10 protein-coding genes are annotated in these 12266 nt (G+C 67.4%); 5 read left to right on the top strand and 5 right to left on the bottom strand.

Annotated features, from left to right (window positions below; genetic code table 11):
• Positions 1 to 30: 30 nt before the first annotated feature.
• Positions 31 to 1773 carry an ABC-F family ATP-binding cassette domain-containing protein gene (locus EV379_RS02485; protein ID WP_130504751.1) on the bottom strand — a complete coding sequence of 581 codons (1743 nt, stop codon included), beginning with the start codon at positions 1771 to 1773 and terminating at the stop codon, positions 31 to 33.
• A gap of 117 nt (positions 1774 to 1890) precedes the next feature.
• Here EV379_RS02485 and EV379_RS02480 point away from each other — a divergent pair, with 117 nt between their 5' ends.
• Positions 1891 to 3042, top strand: a complete 1152-nt coding sequence (locus EV379_RS02480) for a MalY/PatB family protein (protein WP_130504750.1) — start codon at positions 1891 to 1893, stop codon at positions 3040 to 3042.
• A 1-nt stretch (position 3043) separates the two neighbouring features.
• Here the strand turns inward: EV379_RS02480 and EV379_RS02475 are convergent, their stop codons facing one another.
• Together EV379_RS02475 and guaB are read right to left on the bottom strand one after the other, a co-directional pair.
• Positions 3044 to 3790, bottom strand: coding sequence for an SDR family NAD(P)-dependent oxidoreductase (locus EV379_RS02475; RefSeq protein WP_130504749.1), 747 nt, complete (start codon positions 3788 to 3790; stop codon positions 3044 to 3046).
• A 188-nt stretch (positions 3791 to 3978) separates the two neighbouring features.
• Positions 3979 to 5481, bottom strand: a complete 1503-nt coding sequence (gene guaB, locus EV379_RS02470; protein WP_130504748.1) for an IMP dehydrogenase — start codon at positions 5479 to 5481, stop codon at positions 3979 to 3981.
• A gap of 259 nt (positions 5482 to 5740) precedes the next feature.
• Here guaB and EV379_RS02465 point away from each other — a divergent pair, with 259 nt between their 5' ends.
• Genes EV379_RS02465 through EV379_RS02450 form a run of 4 tightly spaced genes read left to right on the top strand, consistent with a single transcriptional unit; the run spans position 5741 to position 9714 of the window.
• Positions 5741 to 7048 carry a branched-chain amino acid ABC transporter permease gene (locus EV379_RS02465; protein ID WP_423203231.1) on the top strand — a complete coding sequence of 436 codons (1308 nt, stop codon included), beginning with the start codon at positions 5741 to 5743 and terminating at the stop codon, positions 7046 to 7048.
• Between the two features lie 15 nt (positions 7049 to 7063).
• Entirely contained in the window at positions 7064 to 8044 is a 981-nt protein-coding gene (locus tag EV379_RS02460; RefSeq protein WP_130507245.1) for a branched-chain amino acid ABC transporter permease, read from the top strand.
• Entirely contained in the window at positions 8034 to 8948 is a 915-nt protein-coding gene (locus tag EV379_RS02455; RefSeq protein ID WP_130504747.1) for an ABC transporter ATP-binding protein, read from the top strand. The genes EV379_RS02460 and EV379_RS02455 overlap by 11 nt, the downstream gene beginning before the upstream one ends.
• Positions 8935 to 9714, top strand: a complete 780-nt coding sequence (locus tag EV379_RS02450) for an ABC transporter ATP-binding protein (protein ID WP_130504746.1) — start codon at positions 8935 to 8937, stop codon at positions 9712 to 9714. The genes EV379_RS02455 and EV379_RS02450 overlap by 14 nt, the downstream gene beginning before the upstream one ends.
• A gap of 82 nt (positions 9715 to 9796) precedes the next feature.
• Here the strand turns inward: EV379_RS02450 and EV379_RS02445 are convergent, their stop codons facing one another.
• Both EV379_RS02445 and EV379_RS02440 read right to left on the bottom strand, forming a co-directional pair.
• Entirely contained in the window at positions 9797 to 10645 is an 849-nt protein-coding gene (locus EV379_RS02445) for a MerR family transcriptional regulator (RefSeq protein ID WP_130504745.1), read from the bottom strand.
• A 113-nt stretch (positions 10646 to 10758) separates the two neighbouring features.
• A complete protein-coding gene (locus EV379_RS02440) occupies positions 10759 to 12069 on the bottom strand; it encodes an ABC transporter substrate-binding protein (protein WP_130504744.1) in 1311 nt (436 codons plus the stop codon).
• Positions 12070 to 12266: the final 197 nt, after the last annotated feature.

Raw genomic sequence — 12266 nt, 5'->3', positions numbered from 1 at the left:
GGTTCGCTCCACCAATGGAGCGCGGAGGGGTCACCGCTCGCGGAGGACGCGGGTCTCCGTCCACACCGGCTCCTCCGACTCGTACACCTCGCCGTCGGAGCCGAACACCAGGCAGCGGTCGAAGCCGCGCGCGAACCAGCGGTCGTGGGTGACCGCGAGCACGGTGCCGTCGAAGCGCGTGAGCGCGTCCTCCAGCGCCTCGGCCGACACGAGGTCGAGGTTGTCTGTCGGCTCGTCCAGCAGCAACAGCGTCGCCCCGGAGAGTTCGAGCAGCAGGATCTGCAGCCTGGCCTGTTGCCCGCCAGAGAGCGACTCGAAGGCCTGCTCGGCGGCGGCGACGAGTCCGTAGCGGTCCAGCGCCCCGCTGGCCGCCTCGCGCGGCATCCCGGAGCGGTGGCTGTCTCCCATGTGCAGGATGTCGAGGAGCGTGCGCCCGCGCAGCTCTGGATGCTCGTGCACCTGTGCGAACCAACCGGGGACGACCCGCGCTCCGAGCACCGCTCGCCCCGTGTGTTGAACGGGGGCGAGCATCTGGCCGATCGCCGTGACGTGCCCGAGCGTGCCGTCCGGCTCCGTTCCGCCGCGGGCCAGCAGGCGCAGGAAGTGAGACTTGCCCGAGCCGTTGGACCCGAGCACGGCGACCCGGTCGCCGTACCAGACCTCCAGATCGAATGGGCTCATCAGACCGCTCAGCTCGAGCCGCTCGCACACCACCGACCGCTTGCCGGTGCGCGCGCCACGCAGCCGCATCTTCACGGCCTGGGCCGGCGGGCGTTCCTCAGGCGGGCCGGCAGCCTCGAAGCGCCGCAGCCGGGTCTGCGCCGCCTGGTAGCGCGAAGCCATACCGTCGTTGTACGTCGCCTTGACCTTCATGGTCTGCACGAGCGTCTTCAGCGCCTGGTGCTGCTCGTCCCAGCGCCGCCGCAGCTCGTCGAGGCGTTCGAAGCGGGCGTCCCGCGCCTCGTGGTAGCCCTCGAAACTGCCGCCGTGCACCCACGCCGTGTTGCCGGCCGCGCCGAGCTCGATCGTCACGATCCGGTCGGCAGCACGCGCCAGGAGCTCGCGGTCGTGGGAGACCAGAAGCACCGTCTTCGGCGTCTGGCGCAGCTGTTCCTCGAGCCAGCGCTTGCCTGGAACGTCGAGGTAGTTGTCCGGCTCGTCGAGCAGCAGCACCTGCTCTGGTCCACGAAGCAGCGCCTCCAGCGCGAGCCGTTTCTGCTCGCCGCCGGAGAGCGTGCCGAGATCGCGCCAACGGGCCCGCTCGAACGGCACGCCGAGCGCGGCCATCGTGCAGTGATCCCAGATGGTCTCCTGCTCGTAACCGCCGGCGTCGGCGTACTCGGCGAGCGCGGTGGCGTACCGCATCTGGCTCTCCGTGTCGTCGTTCTCCATGATGGCGAGTTCGGATGCCTCGAGCTCGAGCGCGGCCACGCGCACCCGCTCAGGGGCCACCGCGACAAGCAGGCTCGCGATGCTCGGCGGCTGCGCAGGCTCCGTGTCGATCGGCACGCTGTCGTCGAGGCCGGCCCGGCCGCCGACCGCCCCGTGCCCGATGAACTGATCCATCACGCCGAGACCACCCTCGATCGACACGCTGCCGTCGTCGGCGCGCAGCTGTCCGCGAATGATGCGAAGCAGAGTCGACTTACCTGCGCCGTTCGCCCCGATCAGCGCGGTCGTCGTGCCCTCCCCGACGCGGAAGGCGATGTCGGCCAGCAGCGGACGGCCGTCCGGCAACGAGAAGGAGACGCCGTTGACGTCGATGTAGCCCATGTGAATCTCCAGGTCGGTGGCCGCGGATCGCGGCGCCGCCGAGTGGGCAGCCGACCAGACTACATCCCCGCCGAGCCGAGGCGTGCAATCTGCCCTCAGGCGGGCCATGCTGGAGCCATGCCCAACATCGCCGCCGAATCCCTCGACCGCCTGCGCACCCGCACCAGCGCCAAGTGGGCGCTGTTCCCCGCCGACGTCCTGCCTCTGCCCGTCGCCGAGATGGACTTCCCGCTCGCCGAGCCGGTGGCGGCCGCACTGCACGACGCGGTTCGGCGCTCAGACACCGGCTATGCGGCGAGCAGCCTGCCGCAGGCGGAGGCGTTCGCGTCCTTCGCCGAGACCCGCTTCGGCTGGATCGTCGACCCCGCCCGCGTGACGAGCACGGCCGATGTGTCGATGGGCATCGTCGAGGCGCTCCGGCAGGCGACGAAGCCAGGCGACGGCGTCATCATCACCCCGCCGATCTATCCGCCGTTCTTCGACCTGGCGCCGGAGGCATCCGCCCGGATCGTCGAGGTCCCGCTCAGCGGAGGCATCGGCGACGGCTGGTCGCTCGACCTCGACGGCATCGATGCGGCCTTCGCCGCCGGCGCCCGCGCCATGGTGCTGTGCAATCCGCACAACCCGGTCGGGCTCGTGCACTCGGTCGAGACCCTGCGGCAGCTCGCCGAGATCGCCGCCCGCCACAACGCGACGATCGTCAGTGACGAGATCCACGGGGCTCTCAGCTACGGTGAGCTGCCGTACGTGCCGTTCCTGACGGTGTCGGATGCCGCCCGCGAACACGGCGTCGCGGTCACCAGCGCGAGCAAGGCGTTCAACCTGGCCGGGCTCAAGTGCGCACTCATCGTGACCGCGAGCGAGCGCGGTGACGCGCTTCGCGCCGCGATGCCGTACGAGGTCGAGTGGCGCACGAGCATCTTCGGCCAGATCGCCTCGATCGCGGCCTTCCGCGACGGCGGCGAATGGCTCGACGGCGTGCGCGGCACACTCGACGAGAACCGGCGTCTGCTCGCGACGCTCCTGGCGGAGCAGTTGCCAGGCACCGGCTACCGCATCCCGGATGCCACCTACCTGGCGTGGCTCGACCTCGGCGCGCTGGGCTGGGGCGACCGCCCGGCGGAGCGGGCCCTCGACGTCGCGAAGGTGGCACTCACGCCCGGTGTCGACTTCGGCGCGGAGGTGGGGCGCGGGCATGCCCGGCTCAACTTCGCCTGCTCGCCCGATCTGCTGCGTGAGGCGGTCGCCCGCATCGCCGCCGCCCGCTGAGCTACGCTCCCCCGGCCACGCGGATGGTCGTCCCGCTGATGAAGGCGGCGCCCGGGCCGAACAGCCACGCCACGATCGGGGCGATATCGCCGACCTCGCCCGCGCGGCCGAGCGGAACCCGCGCCGCGACGCGATCGGGCCGGCCGGCATCGCCGGCGTCGGCGTGGATCTCGGTGCGGATCGTGCCGGGGGCGACGCCGACGACGCGGATGCCCTCCGGCCCCAGCTCCTTGGCCAGACCCGTGGTGAGGGCGTCGATACCGGCCTTGGCCGCCGCGTAGTGCACGTACTCGCCCGGCGAGCCGAGGGTCGCCGCGCCGGATGAGATGTTGACGATCACGCCGCCCGTCCCGCCCAGCCGCGTCGACATCAGCTGCACGGCCCGCCTGGCGCAGAGCACCGCAGCGGTGAGGTTGAGCTCGATGACAGCGCGGACGACGTCGGCTGGGGTCTCGGCCAGGGGGCCGATGTGCATCGTCGCACCGGCGTTGTTCACCAGGCCGTCGATACGGCCGAAGCGAGCGATCGCGCTGTCGAAGAGCCTCTCGATGTCGCCGTCGACGGTGACATCGGCCTGCACGAGTTCGCAGGAGGCGCCGAGGCTCTCCAGCTCCGCGCGGAGCGCCGTCGCGGCATCCGCATTGCTGCGGTAGCTCAACACGAGATCACAGGTTGCCGCGAGTTCCCTCGCGATCGCGGCACCGATGCCGCGGGTTCCTCCGGTCACGACCACGACTGCACGATTCATGGCTCCATTGTGCCCCGTGAACGCAGATGGCCCGCCTCCGGTGAGGGAGACGGGCCATGCGCGCGAGGTGGAAACGCGAATTGTTGCGATTCTGGGGCTGCCGCGGCACGCCCTCGACGCTGGCGCGTCTACGGGCTACGGCTGCCGCCTTGCTGACGGAAGCGTGTCGCTGCGCGCCACGCTGACCGTCAGCGCTTGTAGTTCGGCGCCTCGACGACGATCTGCACGTCGTGCGGGTGCGATTCTTTGAGGCCTGCCGCCGTGATGCGCACGAACTTGCCCTTCGCCTTGAGCTCCTCGATCGTGCGGCCGCCGACGTAGAACATCGACTGACGCAGGCCGCCGATGAGCTGGTGCGTGACGGCCGCGACCGAACCGCGGTACGCAACCTGGCCCTCGATGCCCTCGGGGATCAGCTTGTCGTCGCTCGGAACATCTGCCTGGAAATAGCGGTCCTTCGAGTACGAGGTGTTCTTGCCCCGCGTCTGCATGGCGCCGAGGGAGCCCATGCCCCGGTACAGCTTGAACTGCTTGCCGCCCTGGAACACGACGTCGCCTGGCGACTCGTCGGTGCCCGCGAGCAGCGAACCGATCATGACGGTGTCGGCACCGGCGACCAGCGCCTTCGCGATGTCGCCAGAGTACTGCAGGCCGCCGTCGGCGATGATCGGCACGCCCGCCTCTCGCGCCGCGAGGTACGACTCGTAGATCGCTGTGATCTGCGGCACGCCGACACCGGCGACGATGCGGGTAGTGCAGATCGAACCGGGTCCAACCCCGACCTTGACCGCATCGACGCCCGCGTCGATGAGCGCCTGCGCGCCTTCGCGGGTGGCTGCCTGGCCGCCGATCACGTCGATGTGCTCGAACGTGGGGTCTGACTTGATGCGTCGCACCATCTCGATGACGCCAGCGGAGTGGCCGTTGGCCGTGTCGACGACGATCACGTCGACCCCCGCATCGCGCAGGGCCTCCGCGCGCTCCCAGGCATCGCCGAAGAAGCCGATCGCGGCACCGACGCGCAGGCGGCCCTCGGCGTCCTTCGTGGCGTTCGGGTACTGCTCGGACTTGTCGAAGTCCTTCACGGTGATGAGTCCGGTGAGGTGTCCCTCTGCGTCGACGAGGGGCAGCTTCTCGACCTTGTGCTTGGCGAAGATCGCGAGCGCCTCGTCGGGGTCCATTCCGACGCGCCCGGTGATCAGCGGCATCTTGGTCATGACCTCGGCCACCGTGGTGCTGGACTTGGCGGCATCCGGGACGAAGCGCATGTCACGGTTCGAGATGATGCCGACGAGCTTGCCATCGGCGTCCACGACCGGCAGACCGCTCACCCGGTAGGTCGCGCACACGGCGTCGACGTCGGCCACGGTCGCGTCCGGCGTCGTCGTGACGGGGTTCGAGACCATGCCGGACTCGCTGCGCTTGACCCGGTCGACCATGTCGGCCTGGTCGGCGATCGAGAGGTTGCGGTGCAGGATGCCGATGCCGCCCTGCCTGGCCATCGCGACGGCCATGCGCGTCTCCGTCACGGTGTCCATCGCGGCCGAGAGCAGCGGCGTGGACACGTTGATGCGCCGAGTCAGCCGCGACGTGGTGTCGGCCTCACTGGGGATCACATCCGTATGACCGGGGAGCAGCAGAACGTCGTCGTAGGTAAGTCCAATGAATCCGAACGGATCTGCCTGATCCATCTCTCCCCTTTGCGTCTAGGAAATATGTGGACTGTGTCGGCGTCCGCCTGCACAGTGTGAGCCAAAACTCGTGGTCGTGGCTTACGTCAATGTTAAGCGAGTTTGCGCGCGGAGCATTCCTCAGATCACAATCAAGTGCTGAATGTGCGACGCGACGAAACACTTGCGACATAATCAGCACGTACCGTCGACGCTGTTGTCAGCGGTAAGGCCCCGGAGCCGGGCGAGTTTTCTCGTCGGCGCCACCCATGGAGGTGCAGTGATATCCACTGAATCGGCTCAGAAGAGGTCACCACGCGCAGTCGTCGCGATGGTGCTCTTACTATTCGTTGCGCTCGCGCTCTCGCTCCTCGGCGCGTCTCCGGCACACGCCGACGACGTCGATGTGGACAAGTACGACTACATCATCGCCGGCAATGTGACGTTCGACGGCAAGCCGCTCGAGGGCGTGGTGATCACCGTGGAGGGCCCAGCCACCGACACCGAGGTGAAGACGGGCGCTGACGGCAAGTGGCGGGTCGGCGTCCCTGAGAAGGCCACGTACACGGTGACGCTCGACGAGGACACGCTCCCCAAGGGCGTCGTCGTGAAGGAGGGCGGCAACCCGCTGACCGCGGAGTTCGGGCTCACCAAGACCAAATCGGTCAACTTCTTCCTCGGCGAGGGAACCCGCGTCACGGTCTCGTTCTTCGACCAGCTCATCAACCGGGTCGCCAACGGCCTCAACTTCGGACTGCTGCTGGCACTCGCCGCGATCGGCCTCTCGCTGATCTACGGAACGACGGGGCTCAGCAACTTCGCCCACTCCGAGCTGATCACCTTCGGTGCCCTGATGACGCTCACATTCTCGGTGACATTCGCGCTGCCGGTGTGGCTCGCGATCCTCATCGCCCTGGTGTTGAGCGCGGCGCTCGGCTGGGGTCTGGATGCCGCACTGTGGAAGCCGCTGCGCAAGCGCGGCGTCGGCGTCATCCAGCTCATGATCGTGAGCATCGGTCTCGCGCTGGCGATGCGCTACACCTACCAGTTCTTCTACGGCGGAACGACGAGGCAGCTGCCAGGCGCCTCGCCGGCCGAACTGCAGCTCGGACCGCTCTCGCTGTCGTGGATCGACCTGGCGAGCATGGGCATCAGCATCGTCGTGCTGCTCGCCGTCGCGTACTTCCTGCTGCGCACCCGCATCGGCAAGGCCACCCGCGCGGTGTCTGACAACCCCAGCCTCGCGGCCGCCAGCGGCATCGACGTGGACTACGTGATCCGCATCGTCTGGGTCATCGGCGCGACGCTGGCCGGCCTGAGCGGCATTCTCTGGGCGTACTTCCGTCCAGGCGTCAGCTGGGACATGGGCTTCCAGATCCTGCTGCTTGTATTCGCGGCCGTCGTGCTCGGCGGCCTCGGAACGGCCTTCGGAGCCCTCGTCGGCTCGATCATCGTCGGCCTGTTCGTCGAGCTGTCAACGCTTGTCATTCCGCCCGACATGAAATACGTCGGGGCGCTCGTCGTCCTGATCGTCGTGCTGCTGGTTCGGCCTCAGGGAATCCTGGGCCGCAAAGAGAGAATCGGCTAGGAGGGCTGAACAATGATCGACTGGGGACTCATCTTCTCTAACGCAGCGGTCGAGCTGATCAGCCCGACCACGGCGGCATACGCGCTCGCCGCGCTCGGTCTGGCGATCCACTTCGGATACACCGGACTGCTGAACTTCGGTCAGGCCGGCTTCATGGCGCTCGGTGCATACGGCTATGCCATCTCGATCCTGACCTTCGGGCTCCCGGTGTGGGGCGCCGTGCTCGTCGGTGTCGGGGCCTCCGTGGTCTTCGCCCTGATCCTCGGCGTTCCGACGCTGCGACTGCGGGCCGACTACCTGGCCATCGTCACGATCGCGGCGGCCGAGATCCTTCGCCTGCTCTTCACCACGAACTCATTCGTGGCCGTCACGGGCTCCGCAAACGGCCTCAGCGAGTACAAGGACAGCTTCCGCGCCCTGAACCCGCTGAACTTCGAGGGCCAGGTCGGAATCGGCCCATGGACGCACAGCGCCGACGACTGGTGGGTCATCATCGTGGCGTGGACCGTCGTGGCGATCGCCTGCGTGTTCACCTGGCTGCTCATGCGCAGCCCCTGGGGGCGCGTGCTCAAGGGCATCCGTGAAGACGAGGATGCCGTGCGCGCGCTCGGCAAGAACGTCTACTCGTACAAGATGCAGAGCCTGATCCTCGGTGGTGTGTTCGGAACCTTCGCCGGCATGATCTTCATCATGCCGCGCGCGGTGATCCCCGCCCACTACGCGACATCGCTCACCTTCTTCATCTACGCGATCCTGCTGCTCGGCGGCGCAGCGACGATCCTCGGACCCGTTGTCGGCTCGATGCTGTTCTGGGTGCTGCTGTCGTTCTTCTCCGGCTTCATCGCCCGCGCGGTCGAGGCCGGCTGGCTGCCGATCTCCCAGGTGCAGGGCGGGCAGCTGCGCTTCATCCTGGTCGGCGTCGCCATCATGCTGATCGTCATATTCAGGCCGCAAGGCATACTCGGAAACAAGAAGGAGCTGGCTTTTGTCAAATAACGTGACCCCCAGCGCCAAGCCGATCAAGTCGGTCGATCTGCACGTCGGCGATGCCGTCCCCGGATGCCGAAAGAACGACCCGATCCTCATCGCCGACGGCGTGCGGCGCACCTTCGGCGGCCTCACCGCCGTCGACGTCGAGCACGTCGAGATCCCGCGCGGCGCCATCACGGCGTTGATCGGGCCGAACGGCGCGGGCAAGACGACCTTCTTCAACCTGCTCACCGGCTTCGACAAGCCGGACACCGGAACGTGGACGTTCGACGGCACGAACCTCGCACACATCCCCGCGTACCGGGTCGCGCGCATGGGCCTGATCCGCACCTTCCAGCTCACGAAGTCGCTCGCGCTGCTCAGCGTGATGGACAACATGAAGCTCGGGGCGACCGGTCAGGTCGGCGAGAACATGTTCCGCGCGCTGCTGCCGTTCCTCTGGCGCAAGCAGGACAAGGAGATCGAGGCGAAGGCGCTCGAACTCCTCGGCCGCTTCAAGCTCCATGCCAAGAAGGACGACTACGCAGCCAGCCTCTCCGGCGGCCAGCGGAAGCTGCTCGAAATGGCGCGCGCGCTGATGAGCGATCCGACCCTGGTGATGCTCGACGAGCCGATGGCCGGTGTCAACCCGGCTCTCACGCAGTCTCTGCTCGATCACATTCTCGGCCTCAAGGCACAGGGGATGACGGTGCTCTTCGTCGAGCACGACATGCACATGGTTCGCCACATCGCCGACTGGGTGATCGTGATGGCGGAGGGCCGCGTCGTCGCGGAGGGCGACCCGCACACGGTCATGCAGAACCCGGCCGTGATCGACGCCTACCTCGGCCAGCACCACGACAGCGACCTCGGCAGCAGCGATAGCGACAATGTCGAAGCCATTAAGGAGCTCCTCGATGACGAACAGTAGCCCGGGAATCGTGCCGGCCGCCGAGCCGGAGACCGACAGCCGCGAGGTCGTCGTCGATGTGCGCACGGTGACGGCCGGCTATCTGCCCGGCATCAACATCCTCACCGACTGCTCCCTCACCGCCAGGCAGGGCGAGCTGATCGGTATCATCGGCCCGAACGGCGCAGGCAAGTCAACGCTCCTGAAGTCGATCTTCGGCCTCGTCAAAGTGCGCGGCGGCGGGATCTTCCTGCACGGCGAGGAGATCACGAACCTCAAGGCGAACAAGCTCGTCGGCAAGGGCGTCGGCTTCGTGCCGCAGACCAACAACGTGTTCCCCACCCTCACCATCCAGGAGAACCTGGAGATGGGCATCTACCAGAAGCCCAAGGGGCTCGCGGAGCGGCTCGAGTTCGTCACGGCCATCTTCCCCGAGCTCGGCAAGCGCCTCTCCCAGCGAGCGGGCTCGCTCTCCGGCGGCGAGCGCCAGATGGTAGCCATGTCGCGCGCGCTCATGATGGGCCCGCACGTGCTCCTGCTCGACGAGCCGAGCGCCGGCCTCTCCCCCGTGCGACAGGACGAGGCGTTCCTGCGCGTCAAGGAGATCAACAAGGCCGGCGTCACGACGATCATGGTCGAGCAGAACGCCCGCCGCTGCCTGCAGATCTGTGACCGCGGCTACGTGCTGGATCAGGGCCACGACGCGTACACGGGCACCGGGCGCGAGCTGCTCAACGACCCGAAGGTGATCGGGCTCTACCTCGGCACGCTCGGGCAGGACGACTAGCGCGGTTCAACCGCGCAGCACTCGCTCGCGCGGTAGGAACCACTCGACCGCGGTAGTCGCGACTACCGCGGTCGCGTACGTTCTACCGCGTGGTGGCCACCGGCTGCTGGAGTTCGGTCACCCAGTCCTCCTGCGGTTCCGGCTGCGAGAGGATGTAGCGCTCCCGGCAGACCCCGGCCAGCTCGAAGCCGTTCTCGGCGATCCAGTCGTGCAGCGCCTGCCAGCTCTCACCGATGGTCGCCATGCTGCCGTGGTGCACGATCGTGGCGGCCTGGATCACGCCGGGAAGCGTCTGCACCGTGAAACCGTCGCCGGCCGCCACGTCATCCGGCACGATCAACCAGGCGCTCGCGCGCACGCTCTCGCCGTCTGGGGCGTCCTCGATGGCGTCGTAGCTCGCGATCGCCTCTCCCTGGGGCGACACACCGGCCGCGGTCATGGCCGCGCGCAGGCGGTCGAACAGCGGCCCGATGACCGGAGTGATATTCGACGGGCCGAAACCGGGCGCGATGGCGGTGGCACCGGCCACCCTCTCCTCGGGAAGTGCGCGGAGCGCGACTGCTGCGGTGCCCGTGGGATCAGACATGATGGTTTCTCCTTCTGCAATGCGGATGTGCGCGTCGAGGCGTTTGAGCCTGGTCGTATCGAGCTCGAGCTGAGTTGCAAGCTCCGCCCGACGACGCAGCAGCATCGTGTGCACGGCATCGGGGCCGAGGCCCCCGTGCACGATCGTGGCGACATCCTCGAGGCCGAAACCGAGCTCCTTCAGCGTGACGATCCGGCTCAGCTCCCGGAACTGCGTCCCTGCGTAGTAGCGGTAGCCCGAGAATGGGTCGACGCGGGCGGGTGGCAGCAGACCGATCTCGTCATAGTGCCTGAGCATGCGCACAGACACCCGACCGATCGACGCGAACTCTCCAATGGTGAACATGATGTCTCCGACGATCCACCCTCACACCGTGTGAGAGTCAAGCCTTCTCCGAAAGTGCCACCGCCATGCAGAAGGGCCCCGGCCGAAGCCGGGGCCCTTCTGTGGTTGCGCTATTAGTTCAGTCGCTTGGAGGGCAGGTTGCCCGCGTCGTACTGGTAGATGCCGATGGTCGCCTCGGTCGGGTCACCGTTCTCATCGAAGGTGATCGGGCCGGAGTAGCCGTCGTAGTCGATCTGCTCACCCTTCTTGAGCAGCGCGACGCCATCCTCGAAGCTGGTGACCTTCTCACCTTCGCCGCTGCCGCCGGAGACCTGGCGGAGGTAGTCGGCGATCGACTGCCCCGTCGTGTCGTTGGCCGCGTAGGCCGCCAGAGCGAAGAGCACGATGTTGTCGTACGACTCTGGCGCGTAGGTGAAGTCGGTCAGCGTCGGGTCGACCTCGAGCAGACGGTCGGTGAAGTCACCGAGCTTGGTCAGATCGAGACCGGGCTTGGTGCCCTTCGCGCCGGTGATGAGACCGGTTGCGAAGTCGGCGCTGTAGTCGACGAGGTTGCCGTCAACCAGGTAGAGCTTGTCGCCGGGGAACCCGGAACCGACCAGCTCGGGGATGATGATCTTGCTCTGGTCGAAGGTGATCAGGGCGATCGCGTCGGGGTTCTGCGCCGTCACGTCGCTGATCTGCGTCGTGAAGTTCGTGTCACCCGTGTTGAAGCTCGACTCCGCGACAACCGTTCCGCCGCCGGCCTCGAAGTTGGTCTTCGTGGTCTCGGCCAGGCCGGTGCCGTATGCGTCGTTCTGGTAGATGATGCCGAGTGTGCTGTTACCGTCCTCTGCGATGAGGTTTCCGAGCACCTCACCCTGCAGCACGTCGGACGGCGCCGTACGCCAGTACAGGCCGTTGTCTGCGATGTCGGTGAGGTCGAGGCCCGTGTTCGACGGCGACATCAGCACGACGCCTGCACTCGTGACCTGCTCGTAGACGTTGCGGGTCTGCGCCGATGCAGCCGCGCCGGAGATGGCGGACACGCCCAGCGACAGCAGGTCGGTCACGGATCCCGTTGCGACGTCAACCGTCGTGTCACCCTCGTCACGCACGTTCAGCTCGAGCTGGATGCCCAGATCTGCGGCGTTGATGTCGTCGACCGCGAGCTGCGCTGCTGCGATCTGGGGCGGGCCGAGGAAAGCGAGCGATCCGCTCTGCGGGGCCAGCTGGCCCAGCTTGACCGCGAGATCGCGGTCACCTGCCGCGATCGGCAGTGCGTCACCGGCATCGGCTGGGGTTGTGGACTCGGGCGATGTGGTGCTGCCGCCCCCTCCCGTGCTGCTGCATCCGGTCAGTACGAGTGCGCTGACGCCGATGAGGGCGACTCCGCTCAGCATTGCCCGGACGGAGCGGGAGGCCGAGGCCTTCGCGAATACGCTCATGTTGCTCCTATATGGCTTGAATGAACACCGATGAGACAGTCAACAGACTGCCGTGGTGTCACAGTATTGGCCGCTGCGCATCGAAACAAGGCTTCGATGCCACAACGTTGCCGAGTAAGTCAAATCGTTACATCGCCCCGCGCGCCGCGCAGCGACGCGCGAGGCGGCAGCCTCAGCTCAGGAACTCTCAGGGCCTC

Source organism: Microterricola gilva (assembly GCF_004217495.1).
GTDB lineage: Bacteria > Actinomycetota > Actinomycetes > Actinomycetales > Microbacteriaceae > Microterricola > Microterricola gilva.
This window is presented reverse-complemented; position numbering and strand designations above follow the sequence as displayed.

Coding starts and splice junctions, on each gene's coding strand:
- EV379_RS02485 (WP_130504751.1), bottom strand. CDS start 1,773: ATGGGCTACATCGACGTCAACGGCGTCTCCTTCTCGTTGCCGGACGGC.
- EV379_RS02480 (WP_130504750.1), top strand. CDS start 1,891: ATGCCCAACATCGCCGCCGAATCCCTCGACCGCCTGCGCACCCGCACC.
- EV379_RS02475 (WP_130504749.1), bottom strand. CDS start 3,790: ATGAATCGTGCAGTCGTGGTCGTGACCGGAGGAACCCGCGGCATCGGT.
- guaB (WP_130504748.1), bottom strand. CDS start 5,481: ATGGATCAGGCAGATCCGTTCGGATTCATTGGACTTACCTACGACGAC.
- EV379_RS02450 (WP_130504746.1), top strand. CDS start 8,935: ATGACGAACAGTAGCCCGGGAATCGTGCCGGCCGCCGAGCCGGAGACC.
- EV379_RS02445 (WP_130504745.1), bottom strand. CDS start 10,645: ATGTTCACCATTGGAGAGTTCGCGTCGATCGGTCGGGTGTCTGTGCGC.
- EV379_RS02440 (WP_130504744.1), bottom strand. CDS start 12,069: ATGAGCGTATTCGCGAAGGCCTCGGCCTCCCGCTCCGTCCGGGCAATG.